This is a genomic window from Paenibacillus silvae, from assembly GCF_014639235.1.
Classification (GTDB): domain Bacteria; phylum Bacillota; class Bacilli; order Paenibacillales; family Paenibacillaceae; genus Paenibacillus; species Paenibacillus silvae.
The window spans coordinates 111,085-123,626 of record NZ_BMFU01000002.1; the positions used below are offsets into that span (position 1 = coordinate 111,085).

14 protein-coding genes are annotated in these 12,542 nt (G+C 44.9%); 10 read left to right on the forward strand and 4 right to left on the reverse strand.

Annotated elements, in window-relative coordinates; genetic code table 11:
* A complete protein-coding gene (locus IEW26_RS06590) occupies positions 1-750 on the forward strand; it encodes a DUF4247 domain-containing protein (RefSeq protein WP_145401889.1) in 750 nt (249 codons plus the stop codon).
* Between the two features lie 114 nt (positions 751-864).
* Here the strand turns inward: IEW26_RS06590 and hlpB are convergent, their stop codons facing one another.
* Positions 865-1,155, reverse strand: a complete 291-nt coding sequence (gene hlpB / locus IEW26_RS06595; protein WP_145403646.1) for an HNH nuclease-like protein HlpB — start codon at positions 1,153-1,155, stop codon at positions 865-867.
* A gap of 183 nt (positions 1,156-1,338) precedes the next feature.
* On the opposite strand from hlpB, the gene IEW26_RS06600 reads away from it, so the two are divergent.
* Together IEW26_RS06600 and mobB are read left to right on the forward strand one after the other, a co-directional pair.
* Positions 1,339-2,607 carry a molybdopterin molybdotransferase MoeA gene (locus IEW26_RS06600; protein WP_188592365.1) on the forward strand — a complete coding sequence of 423 codons (1,269 nt, stop codon included), beginning with the start codon at positions 1,339-1,341 and terminating at the stop codon, positions 2,605-2,607.
* Between the two features lie 6 nt (positions 2,608-2,613).
* Positions 2,614-3,228, forward strand: a complete 615-nt coding sequence (mobB, locus tag IEW26_RS06605; RefSeq protein WP_188591774.1) for a molybdopterin-guanine dinucleotide biosynthesis protein B — start codon at positions 2,614-2,616, stop codon at positions 3,226-3,228.
* Between the two features lie 513 nt (positions 3,229-3,741).
* On the opposite strand, the gene xerS is transcribed toward mobB, so the two are convergent.
* Positions 3,742-4,833, reverse strand: coding sequence for a tyrosine recombinase XerS (gene xerS, locus IEW26_RS06610; RefSeq protein WP_268237023.1), 1,092 nt, complete (start codon positions 4,831-4,833; stop codon positions 3,742-3,744).
* 291 nt (positions 4,834-5,124) lie between these two features.
* Between xerS and IEW26_RS06615 the strand changes: the two genes are divergently transcribed.
* The 3 genes from IEW26_RS06615 to IEW26_RS06625 all read left to right on the forward strand — a co-directional run bounded on the left by IEW26_RS06615 (position 5,125) and on the right by IEW26_RS06625 (position 6,936).
* Entirely contained in the window at positions 5,125-5,613 is a 489-nt protein-coding gene (locus IEW26_RS06615) for a GNAT family N-acetyltransferase (RefSeq protein WP_188591776.1), read from the forward strand.
* A gap of 59 nt (positions 5,614-5,672) precedes the next feature.
* The gene (locus IEW26_RS06620; protein WP_188591777.1) at positions 5,673-6,446 is read left to right on the forward strand and encodes an SDR family NAD(P)-dependent oxidoreductase; all 774 of its coding nucleotides are present in this window, start codon (positions 5,673-5,675) and stop codon (positions 6,444-6,446) included.
* Between the two features lie 205 nt (positions 6,447-6,651).
* Entirely contained in the window at positions 6,652-6,936 is a 285-nt protein-coding gene (locus tag IEW26_RS06625) for a hypothetical protein (RefSeq protein WP_188591778.1), read from the forward strand.
* Positions 6,937-7,142: 206 nt separating this feature from the next.
* On the opposite strand, the gene IEW26_RS06630 is transcribed toward IEW26_RS06625, so the two are convergent.
* Complete coding sequence (locus IEW26_RS06630) at positions 7,143-8,363, reverse strand: DUF418 domain-containing protein (RefSeq protein WP_188591779.1); 1,221 nt, start codon at positions 8,361-8,363, stop codon at positions 7,143-7,145.
* Between the two features lie 279 nt (positions 8,364-8,642).
* Between IEW26_RS06630 and yrkP the strand changes: the two genes are divergently transcribed.
* The 4 genes from yrkP to IEW26_RS06650 are packed head-to-tail and all read left to right on the forward strand — an operon-like array spanning position 8,643 to position 11,405.
* Positions 8,643-9,338, forward strand: a complete 696-nt coding sequence (gene yrkP, locus IEW26_RS06635) for a two-component response regulator YrkP (protein WP_188591780.1) — start codon at positions 8,643-8,645, stop codon at positions 9,336-9,338.
* Positions 9,325-10,653, forward strand: a complete 1,329-nt coding sequence (locus tag IEW26_RS06640; RefSeq protein WP_188591781.1) for a histidine kinase dimerization/phospho-acceptor domain-containing protein — start codon at positions 9,325-9,327, stop codon at positions 10,651-10,653. Before yrkP ends, IEW26_RS06640 begins: the two co-directional genes overlap by 14 nt.
* 25 nt (positions 10,654-10,678) lie before the next feature.
* Positions 10,679-11,098: a phosphate-starvation-inducible protein PsiE gene (psiE, locus tag IEW26_RS06645; RefSeq protein WP_188591782.1), complete on the forward strand. Its 420-nt coding sequence runs from the start codon at positions 10,679-10,681 to the stop codon at positions 11,096-11,098.
* A 28-nt stretch (positions 11,099-11,126) separates the two neighbouring features.
* Positions 11,127-11,405, forward strand: a complete 279-nt coding sequence (locus IEW26_RS06650; protein WP_188591783.1) for a barstar family protein — start codon at positions 11,127-11,129, stop codon at positions 11,403-11,405.
* 385 nt (positions 11,406-11,790) lie between these two features.
* Here the strand turns inward: IEW26_RS06650 and IEW26_RS06655 are convergent, their stop codons facing one another.
* Positions 11,791-12,432: a LysE family translocator gene (locus IEW26_RS06655; protein ID WP_188592366.1), complete on the reverse strand. Its 642-nt coding sequence runs from the start codon at positions 12,430-12,432 to the stop codon at positions 11,791-11,793.
* Positions 12,433-12,542 lie beyond the last annotated feature (110 nt).

Genomic DNA, 12,542 nt, shown 5'->3' on the forward strand with positions numbered 1-12,542 from the left:
ATGAAAAAACGCTTGGCACATGGATTAAAACTAATGCTGGTCCTCAGCCTTGTGATGTCTCTGCTGTCTGCGTGCGGGGCAGCCCCTTCGGTTCAGGAGAACTACCCGCTTGAATCGGTCAGCGGCAGCGGCCAGTCCACATCTTATGTGTACCGTGCTGCCGATCGCACCGTGCCAGAGGTTGCTCAGGAGCTTTCCGATCAGCGGAAGCCGGATCAAATCTCTGCCGAGAGCACGGAGCGAATGTTCCTGGTATATTCCGATCAATATTACCACCTGCAGCAGGACCCCAAGAAACCGGAAGATACACTGGTTGAGGTGGATTCCAAGGAATATGTTCGGCAGAACTACAGCTCTTCCTTTTTACAAGGGTATCTGACAGCAACGCTAATCGGTAATCTGTTTGATACTTTCGGGGGGCGCGGGTCTGGCAACTATCGGGGTTATACAGAACGTGATACGTATAAACCGAGCGCCGGATCATACCGGGCACCTACGAGCAATGATAAAAAACTGGCTCCGCCACTCACCGTTGAACGCAAAGGTTCAATTACAAGACGTGGAAGTGACAAGGATACAAGCGTTGGTTCTGGCGGCGGTTTGTTTGACCGAAAGAAAGATCAGAGCAGAGGCAGCATCGATCGTAACAAAAGCAGCGGCGGCTTGGGTGGTTTGTTTGATTCTCCGAAAAAATCCTATAAAAAGCCAAAAACCCGCGTTGGCGGCGGCCGGATTATGAGGCGAAGATGACGGTCTGAGACCAGGCGGCTGAAGATGAGAACCAGCATAAAGCTAAGAGCAAAATAAGGAACAGTAACATGGTGAGCTGACAAAGGTGTCAGCAGGCATCGTGTTACTGTTTTTTTATGTTTTGCGGACGTGATGAGACTTCCGTACACGAGGTATCGTGGAAGCGGGTTGTTTACGTATCCAGCGCAGGTAGGGAACGATACGCTCATCTGACCGCAGTGCCTCCAGTGTGGTCAGACCGAGTGTGATCAAATCACGATTGGTGTATAACGAGTGAATCTGCTTATGACAAGGGATGCATAGATTGGCTGTAGGCAGAAATGTACCGCCCATCTCCTTCGGAGTCAGATGATGCACCGTTGTTTCGACGGGCTCTCTACCGCATAACTCACAATGATTGCTCATATTCATGGGACCCACCTCCTGTTAACGAATGCTATTATGTGCAGTAAGATCGTTTTTCATTTTGGCGTGGGATACAGTGAGGTATCGACTTGTCATCTACCCGTATTCGGGATACACTTTCTTAAATGAGATCACCACTTCAGGAGGTACTTTACAGTGAAACCAAGTTCGCATTCCTATGAGATGAGCACCGCAAAATTCCAGCGTACAGCTGTACAAGTACATGAGGCACAGGCCAGAATTGCTTCCCATGTTGCAACAGGCCGGATCGAATATGTTTCCCTTGCAGATGCGCACGGGCGCACGTTGGCCAATAGCATTACAGCACCACATGCATATCCTTTTTTCCGCAGATCAGGTATGGATGGTTTTGCGATTCAAAGCACAGATACTCTCCAGGCTGGAAGTGAGCATCAAGTGTGGTTCCGTGTAATTGACGAGATTCCGTGCGGATACACTTCTGAACATATCATTACACCCGGAACAGCAGCCAGAATCATGACAGGGGCACAAGTGCCGGAAGGTGCGGACGCCGTAGTGATGATGGAGATGACCGAAAGCAAACAGGAGCAAGGTGAGCACTGGATTGCTTTGAAACGTCAGATTCAGGCGGGAGCGAATATTACCCCGATCGGGCTGGAGGTTCAGGAGGGGCAGCTGCTGCTTGAAGCGGGCACGGTAATCGGGGCAGGTGAACAGTCTGTGCTGGCGACATTTGGGCTAGCCGATGTACCTGTGTTTGAGCGCCCGAAGGTGGCAATTTTTGCAACAGGAACCGAACTACTTGAAGTGCATGAGCCGCTGCAGCCCGGCCGGATACGGAACAGTAACAGTTATATGCTGCGTTCTCTTGTGGTTGAAGCGGGTGGAGAGCCAGTGATGTACGGAGCGATTGCCGATGATGTGAACACAGCAAGAGCCAAGCTGGAGGAAGCGATCCGCGACAATGATTTGGTTGTTACAACAGGTGGTGTGTCTGTAGGCGATTACGATATTATGGGGGAGCTTGTGCTAGAAGAGCAGATGCAGATGCTTTTTAATAAAGTCACCATGAGACCCGGAAGCGTGACCACGGCTGCCGTTTATAAGAACAAGCTATTATTTGCATTATCAGGTAATCCGGGGGCCTGTTTTGTCGGTTTTAATCTGTTTGTTCGACCGACTCTGCGTGCGATGCAGGCGGATGCTCAACCTTATCTGGAGGAATGGACGGCAATTCTGCAGGATGGCTACGATAAAGTCAACAATTTCACACGTTTTGTACGCGGACGTACGATCATTCGTGATGGCAAAGTCTACGCTGTGCCGGCTGCTGCTCGTGTAGATGAATCCAGCGTCATGATCACGATTAAAGATAGCGATTGTCTGATTGTTGTTCCACCTGAGAAAAAAGGCATTGCCGCAGGAGAACAAGTGACCATCCTCAGGCTTCCCGCCGGGCAAGCGAGGTAGCTGGTGATGATGAAGGAAAAGGGAATGGACGCTGCCTCACCTCACATCATTCAGGTTGTCGGGTACAAAAATACAGGCAAAACCACAATGACTGCTTCACTCATCGCCGGGCTTGCCACCAAAGGGTTGCGGGTTGCTGCCATCAAGCATGATGGCCATGATCATTTTGAGATGGATCAGGAGGGCACGGACTCGTATCAGTTTGGTAAAGCAGGTGCGGTTGCCGTGGCTGTAATGTCTTCCCATAGAACGGCGGTTGTGAAACAACAACATACCAGACTGGAGGACATGCTGAAGGAATTTTGTCAGTATGATTGGGTTGTAATCGAAGGGTTCAAGGATGTTGCCTATCCCAAGCTGGTAATGGTGAGGCATGCGAATGACCTGGCATTGGTCAACCAGCTTCAATCTGTCGTTGGCATTGTATTTTGGTCACCGGACTTATTGGAGGAAGCCGAAAGCAGAGGGGATAAGAGCTTCTCAAGCTTCCTGTTCAATGACAAGCAGACAATTGTGGAAGCTGTGGTTCAGCTGAACAGGCCGGCGGGTAAAGAGCCGGGTACAATGCAAACTTTTAATATAGTCGATGATAAACATATAGATAAAGATGATGGAGCTTAGAGTAGTGATTTGGGGCCATAGGGAGTTTTTTGTCCTAACGATTCCCAGTAACGCTATTTAAGCGATATTACATGGTTTATACTTCTAACGATCTCAGCAAACTCTATTTCGAGAATTTAAGGTGAAAATGGGCGTTTTTGCTTTGTTTTCAGTGAAATAAGCTTTCTTGAGATCGTTACAATTCCTAGCAGCACTATTTTGCTTAAATAAGCTTATCTCGAATCGTTAGGAGCATAATACGCAAGTGGGAAGCTTCACACTTCATGCCGAACGGGTTTTGGCAAGGAACGGGTTATGAAAAGTAATATGAAGTTGGACGTGCCAGATCCTGTGAGTAGATAAGCAATGATTTAAATGGATTGATCGAATCAAGCTAAATCTATACGTAACTATTATTATGTAAACCATAAAATTGACTGGATTGCATCATACGAAAAATTTAGGTATCAGTGTAAACAGTAAACCGAAAGAGTAGAATGACATGTTTACGTCCAAGCTCGGAAGAATAACGCATTACGCGTTATCTTCCAGACGACGTTCAATCGCTTCAGACATCGTTTTATCGGTCAGATGAGCATATATCTCGGTTGTTTCGGTGGAAGCATGTCCAAGCTGCTCTTTTGTTTTATAGATATCATTTTGCAAATAATAGTCTGTTGCGAAGGAATGACGTAATTTATGCACCGTCAGGTAAGGCTTGCCAAAACACTTGGCATATTTCATAATCATGGCCTGAATCGCGCGTTTGGTCATGCGGCTGCCTTCCGATTCTCCATTGCGTAGTGCGATAAAAAGTGCTTTTTCCCGTTTAGGGGTGCGGTAACGTGTCTGACGCAGGCTCATGTAGGTTGCGAGCTCATCTTTGGCTTGCTCCCTGAAATAAACGGGCGTTTTGAACGTTTCATCATTGTTACCTTTGCGGTAAACATAAAGCAGCTTGTTGCCCAGGTCCAGATCGTCCACATTCAGGTTGACCACTTCGGATACCCGCAGACCCGAGTTCAATATGAGGCTGGCAATGCAAGCATCGCGCTCCTTGTTCAGCTCATGTGAGTATAAGGCCTGTTTGTTCTTCTGCATATCTACCGCATACCCTTCCAGGATATAACCGATGAATTCAAGCAACTCGTCTTCTTCGAGAATTTTGCCTTTGAGTTTAGCAGCGGTGTCCTTCGGTTTATGCGTGCGCTTGATTTCGATTTTGGCCATAATGTTCCGTTTAAGCAGCGGATAGAATTCTTCATCCTCCGCAATCTGGCTTAAATAATGAAATAAGGAGCGGAGAGAGGACAGTTTACGTGAAACGGTAATTCTCGAATTCGTTCCCTCGCGTCTGGTGGTGAGATATAACCGATAGGCCGTAACGGAATCCATACGCAGCACCTCAAGTTCGGTTAAGGTCACGCTTTGATTCGAGTCAGCCTGAGACAAACCTTCTGCACGTAACCAGGTGAAAAAAGTATCATAGTCTCTTAAATATTCCAGCAGCGTGGACGGCGACAGATCGGGTAATTTATAGTCAATGAATTGCTGAACAAACCAGGGCATAGAAGGCAGCTTTTCATCCAGTTTGCGTCGGTCAATCTCTTTTTGCACGTTGGTCAAGTTCGGCACCTCCATGTGTACATGTTTTTTATCAAAAAAAATGAAAAACGTACTCCTCTATCAAGACTATTCGCTAAGAGGAAAATCTAAACCAGTCAAATGAGGCAAGCTCTATTTAGTGTACCATAATTTACATGAATCATCTGGCTTGATTTGCTTCGAGGTCACGAATGATCACTCTTTTATGCTTTGCGAATCAGGCTCTACAGCGTTAATGTTGGCCCATGGTTGCCCTTCAACTAATAAAGCTTTACAGTTGTAAATATGCAGATACAAGAGGAGGCGGACCTAATGAATATACGGATCGAGCTGGTTCCCCGTGAACGTAGTCAGGTCATTCGGCATCTCATGCAGTTTTATTTGTATGATTTTACGAAATATCTGAATATTGATGTAGATCAGGATGGTATTTTTCCAGAGTATCCGGGTTTGGACGCTTTTTGGACAGAGAAGGATCGCAAATTTCCTTTTCTGATTACAGGTGACGGAACACCGGCAGGGTTCGCCCTCGTAGAGAAATTAGATCCGGGAAGCAAGGATAACGATTATTATTTGACCGAGTTTTTTGTTATGCAAAAGTACAGACGGAGCGGGGTAGGGACCAGTGCAGCGTACGAGTTATTCAGACGTTTTCCGGGGAGATGGAAAGTCACACAAGTACGAAACAATGTGATTGCGCAGGCGTTCTGGCGTAAAATTATTGGAGATTATACCGGGGGACGTTTCCGCGAAAAGTTTCATCCCGAGCTTGGTAATCCCAGCCAGTATTTTCTGACCTGATACATATGAACCTGCGATGAAACGGTTATCGGACTATAGATAAAAGGAGCTTATAAACAATGAATGTACCGGCATTTCAACTTGATGGACAAACAGCACTGGTGACGGGTGCAGGTAGAGGCATTGGTAAAGCAATTGCCATCGGACTGGCGGAATCGGGAAGCGATGTGGTGCTTGTATCCCGTACAATGAAGGAAATTGAAGAAACAGCGGCATTCATTGCGGAGAGAACAGGGCGTAAAGCTCTGGCGCTAAGCGCTGACGTGACAAGCAAAGAGCAGCTGGAGGTCACATTTCAGAAGGCTATTTCCGAGATGGGGCGTATTCATATTCTTGTGAACAATGCGGGGATGAATATTCGCACGCCTGCGCTGGACGTGACAGAGGAGCAGTGGGAAACCATTATGCAAACGAATCTCAAATCGGCTTTTTTTGCTTCGCAGCTAGCGGGTCAGCATATGAAGGCTTATGGAGATGGCAAAATCATCAACATTTCATCGGTAGGAGGACATACCGCGCTTCGAACAGGCGTAGTATACGGCTCCACGAAAGCGGCGCTCATTCATATGACGAAGGTACTGGCGATGGAGTGGGGGAAATACGGTATTCGTGTGAATTCAGTTGGCCCTTGGTATTTCAGAACGCCGCTGACCGAGAAGCTGCTAGATGATGCCCAGTATTTGCAGGAGATTGTCAGCCGAACACCACTTGGCCGTGTGGGTGAGCTTCCAGAAGTGGTGGGGCCCGTTGTTTTTCTTGCTTCAGATGCAGCGGGGTATATTACAGGACAAACCTTATTGGTGGATGGCGGGATGTCGATTTATGGTTTTTAGGGTAGAGGAGCCGGAAAGGGTAACCTTATCAATCTATACCCCAAAAAGATAAATAAAAAATTGTGCCGCGTTGCTTATAATAGGTTAATAACATATGACAACGATGAGATGAGAGAAGTCAGAAACGATGGTGAGTTCAACGTAACTTTATTACATGATGCATGAATTCTGCATAGTTCACTATTTGATATGGAGGACGATCACAATGGAGCTGCGTAATTATGGAAATACCGGCATGAAAGTCAGTACACTTGGTTTTGGCGGATCCGAGATCCGTGATGCATCGAGAGCCGATGTCGAGCTGTTGTTAAATAAGGGCCGCTTCCACAGGAACAATATGATGCAATCCGAGCGCGCTGGAAGCAGGTTGCAGCCAAGGATTGGACAGGCCGGATCTGAACGGCTGGAGTGGTGCGAAACAAAGCAAACCGTATATGAACAAGCGGAAAATCCCTTTGGCAATAAGGCTAAGGGGATTTTTTTGTGTTAAAACGCCAACTAACATGTTAAGTTTAAACGTCTAAAATATTACTTATTTTCAACATATGAAAAATTCACAATAATATAGCAAAAAATAATATCCGTCATAAGGAGGGCCTTTCCACCTTCTCCACCAAAAATCAAATCCAATTCAGCGAACTATAAAGAGTAAGCCCCCTGAACAGAAGAGGGGGCGTGTTCGCACACTGTAACGACTTATTTGTGAATGGATGGAATGACATGAGGTCTGGAGGCGGCGGGGCTTGTTTTCATACCTCCGTAAGTTAATCTGCGCCAGATCCATTCCATCGGGCCGCTCTTATAACGATTAAGCCAGAACGTGCTGAAGGCGACCAGCAGGGCGTATACTGCAAAGCTAATGAACAGTACATGAATCGGCTGAACCTTCTCAGCAAGCCCAAAGCCATAACCCAGAAAAAGAATCGTACCGATAATCGAATGAAGTAAATAACAAGTTAATGACATCCGTCCTACTTGGCCAAAAATCATGAGTCCACGGCGTAGAAAGGGAGCATACAGGAAGAGCATGGCAAGTGTGCTCATGTAAAACATACTTCCAGTCAATCCACTGATTTGACCTACTACAGAGGAAAGCTCCATCATAAGTGTATTGTCAAAAGGAACAAGTGTGCCGAGCAGTGTGCTGCTCAGCGTAATGAGATAAGCGATGAAGCTAATAAGAAAAATTCGCTTCCAGGTCTGTTTTTTTTGCTCCATGTTCTGAAACCATTTCATTTTGACAAAATACATGCCCAGCAGAAACATAATGAACATAGAATAGACGGTGAAAAAAGAACTTGAAGCCATAAACGACATGTCAGCCCAGCGAGCACCGATGGATTGGATATAGGAAAGTTCGCTGCTATGACTGTTCAGCGAGAAATCTGCAAAATTCAGATCAGTGGGAGCGCTGCTACTGAACGCCTTGAGGATTAAACCAAGCACGGGGGCCAGACATTGAACAACAATGAATGTGATGATCCAGCGCAGCAATGTTTGTGCTGAACGGTTGTAGAAAACAAGCAGCAGCAAACCTGCAATCGCATAATAGCTCAATATGTCACCGACCCATACAAAAGTAATGTGCAACAGACCAAAACCTAACAGAATCATCAATCTGCGGATGAAAAGTCTGTTTGGATACGCTACCCTCTGTGCTGCTCGATCCATAAAAATCATAAATCCAACCCCGAACAGGAAAGAAAACAGCGTAATAAACTTACCTTCAACAAACCAGGAGACCAGATTATGTACCGGATCATCCGACGAAATCTCGAACCCTTTTACAGAATCGACGATAAGAAAATAGTTAACAATAATGATACCCAGCATGGCAAAGCCACGTACGATATCCAGAAAATGAAGGCGTTCCTGCAGACCCATGGGCTGTCCATGGCCGTCTTTCAATAAAGTCATATCCATACTTCCTTTCTATATTATTATGATTGAAACGTGTTGTTCGGATCTGCCAGAGGCATAAGCAAGACCCTTACAATGGTAAATATAAGAAAAAAATCTTAACCATTTATGAAGGCTCCATATTTTTCCCGGAACTTGTGACGGATCAGTGTCAATTTCTCCGTTTCATAAACTGTTAAGATTTACGATGTAACCTGTAATGAATACCTGTCGTATTGACGAAATATAGTAGGGCACACAATCAATTGCATCATCAAGAGCATGAGGTGAGAAAGTATGAGCCATAGAGTATTAGTCGTAGAGGATGATCTGGATATCGGGGATCTGCTGCAAGAATCGCTTAGAAGAGCAGGGTATGAGGTGTTAAGAGCAACAGATGGGGAAACAGCTCTGCAATTCGTGGACAGTTCACTAGGACTGGTTATTCTGGATATCATGATGCCTGGTATGTCGGGCATTGATACTTGCAAGCAGATTCGAAGGACGTCCAATGTGCCTATATTATTCCTGACAGCCAGATCAAGCGTATTGGACAAAACGGAAGGGCTTTTAGCTGGTGGAGACGACTATATGAGCAAACCGTTCTCGGAAGAGGAGCTGCATGCCAGGGTCATTGCACAGTTAAGAAGATATACCGTATATCAGGAAAAAACGGATCATGAGGAGACTTTTCATGTTGCGGGCAAATTGCGAGTGAGTGATCAGTTTAATGAGGTGTGGAAGGAGAGCGAGCAGCTCAGGCTGTCTGATCTGGAATATCGCATACTCAAATTGTTGATGAGCAAACGAAGCAAAATATTTTCCGCACAAAATATATACGAAAGCGTGTGGGGCCAGCCTTATTTTTATTGCTCCAATAACACAGTGATGGTTCATATTCGCAAGCTGCGCGCAAAAATTGAGGATGATCCGGCACAACCGGTTTATATATTAACAGAATGGGGAAGAGGCTACCGCTTTGGCACATCGTAAATTTACATTGAATCAAAAACTGGCTTTACTGATTGTGGTGGCTGCCTTCGCAAGTGGTATCGTTTTTCTGACCCTGCAAAAGATCAGTAATGACTTAATCGACAGTTACATGAACTCTGATGAGTATTATCAAGAGACATCTGCACGATATATTAAGCGGTTCAGCCAGTATGTTTCATTGAATGAGCTGGCTTCGACGGATCGGAAAGCTTTTGGCGAGTGGGTGCGCAAGGAAAACTACATTATGCTTACGATCTTTAAAGACCAATTGCTGCAATATGACTCCAATTACACGACTGCAGATGAAGCAGCATACGGAAAAGAGAAGGTCAATCAATATGTGCAGAATCACTCACATCCGGTTAAATTCAGTGATGGTGAAGGGAGAGTTATCATTGATGGCTTTTACTCTTCTCGCTACTATGACCTGGCCTTTACAGCAGAATTGATCGGGGCTACCCTTATCTTTTTAACAGTTGTTTTACTTGGCATTCGCCGCAGAGTTCGTTATTTGAGGCAAATCAATCAGGAGATTCACATGCTGGAGGGCGGAGAACTGGACTACCGGATGACGGTCAAAGGCCATGATGAAATCGCGCTGATTGCCGAAAGCATCGAAGAATTGCGCAAAGCTTTTCTGGACAAGCTTTTGGCGATTGAGAAGCTGCAAGCAGAGAGCAGAAGCCTGGTTACAGAAATGTCGCATGATATGCGTACACCGCTGACTTCGTTGATCATGTATCTGGAATTCGCCAAGCAAGAGGACGTTCCGATCGTAACAGATCAAGGACGTTATATTGCGAGTGCATATGGAAAAGCTTTGCAGCTAAAGACGTTATCGGATAATCTCTTTGATTATTTCCTGCTGGATAAAGAACATGCGGCCGATCTGGAAAGTGTTGCGGTCAAGGAAGTGATCTATGATCTGATCTCGGATCAGATGTCGATTCTTCACCAGGAGCAATTTCGAGTCTCTATTACGGGGGAACTGCCAGATACGTTTATTGATGTAAATATGGAGGAACTGGGTCGTGTCTTCGATAATATCATGTCCAATCTGTTGAAATATGCGGATCGGCAGGAAACGGTTAATATCACCTTTGGTTCTGATCGGGAAAAATTCGAGATTCATATCAGTAATACAATTAAAGCAACAGACAGCACCACTGAAAGCACCCGTCTTGGTGAACGAAGCATAGCTAGGATGATGTCGCGGATGCAGGGGCAATTCTATAGCTCACAGGACAATACGATCTATAAGACCGTGCTTCGTTTCTGGAATACCCGGATTCAGCTTGCTGAAAAGACACCATGAAAAAATGAATATAGGAGCAAAAATGATGAAGATTCCTTTCCAATTCCAGAAAGTGCCACAGCTGTTACAAGGTTTATTAAATTTATGTCTTTTCTTTCTCGCCATTGCTTTGAGCGTACTTCTAATCAGTGAGACGTGGTACATTGTGACCTTCGTATATAAGTCCTTGTTTAACAGAGCGGACAGTTATTATGAAATGTTGTCCGAATTGCTTGTATTTTTCTTATACTTCGAGTTCATCGCGTTAATTATCAAATACTTCAAGTCCGGTTTTCATTTTCCGCTCCGTTACTTTTTTTACATTGGCATTACAGCCGTCATTCGATTAATCATCGTTGATTATGATGATGCACTCAAAACATTTTGGTGGTCTATCGCCATCCTGGTCATGATTGCTGCGCTCTTTATTGCCAATCGGCGAAAAACGGTAGGAGAACATGACTAGAATTGAATAACATCAGAGGACAAACGCTATGAACAAGATTACTATTCAGGGTTGCGACATAACCACACGTGAAGAGCTGTACAACGTTTTTCATCGACAGCTTGGTCTGGAGAAATTGTATTTCGAAAATTTGGATACATTACGAGATGGGTTAATGTGGCATATTCCGGTGCCAATAACAGTAGAATGGACACATTATACCGTCTGCAGATATGCTCTTGGTGCTTATGCCGATCAAGTATTAAATGTGTTCTATGAAGTGCAGGAACAGTTGGAGGAGCTGTTTACTTTTCGACTGAAATTTTAGCATTAGAGTATACTGGAAAATAAGAAATCAACGAAAAGGCAAAGTCGATTTTAAAAGACTTGCCTTTTTTAATTGTATGCAGTTTTTTATACTATTTCAATATATGAAAAATTCACAATAAAAGAGCAGTCATCTCCCTTGCTTCTTCACACCAAAAAGAAACTAAAGCTCTCCATATATTCAGACAACTCGTATAAAGGAAGTCTCACACTCAAAGGCCAGAGTCAACCTCATTTATCCACCGCTGAGCTTAGCTTCATACGGAAGTAACCAAAGTAAAAGGACTGCTTCTTTCAAGATGAAAGAGCAGCCCCTCTAAATAAACGATGTACAAACGATGTGAGATTGGCAAAGGTTGAGACATAGGTGAGCGAAATGAGATGTTTTAAATATACTGCCAGACGGCCATGACAAACTTGTACAAAAAGTAAAAGGAAAAACCGATCAACAGTACACCTGCCAGGCTGGATACGAGCTGAATCATTCGCGAGCTCATCATTTTGCGAGTAACGGACACAATGGAGAGCAGTCCCAGATCATGCAGTAAAATGCCGCATAATATGCCGATTGCCGCGATCATAAAGCTGAGCTGACCCGTGGATTGATAGGAATCCGATAGAACTGTACCGAAAACAGAGATCCAAAAAATGAGATTACCCGGGGAGACAGCGACAAATAAACCGTTACGATAGGTTCGCCAAAAAGATGCATTGATTTTGCCGGTCTTATCCGCTGCACCGTTCAGAGGAAGATCGGAATGACGGATGGAGTCATAGCCCAGATAGGCCAGAACTCCTGCACCTGCAAGCCATAGCGGAATTTGTATGTATGGAAGCGATAGCAGGGAAGCAAAGCCAAAGTACATAGCCAGGATTAAGGCGGCATCCACGGTCATACCACCCAGACCAACAGCCCATCCATGTGTAAATCCATTTCTTAATCCCTGCTTGGTCATCTCAACGGTGATTGCTCCGACAGGCATGGCAACAGCCAAACCAATAAGAATGAATTTGATATAGATTTCCATAGTCATACCCTTTCCAATGAGATGAGCTGACGAAAAGAAAGCTTGTCCAGTAGTTAGACGACAATGACGGTTTACGTTGTTTGTAAAAAATACAAGCTCTCCTCATGCCA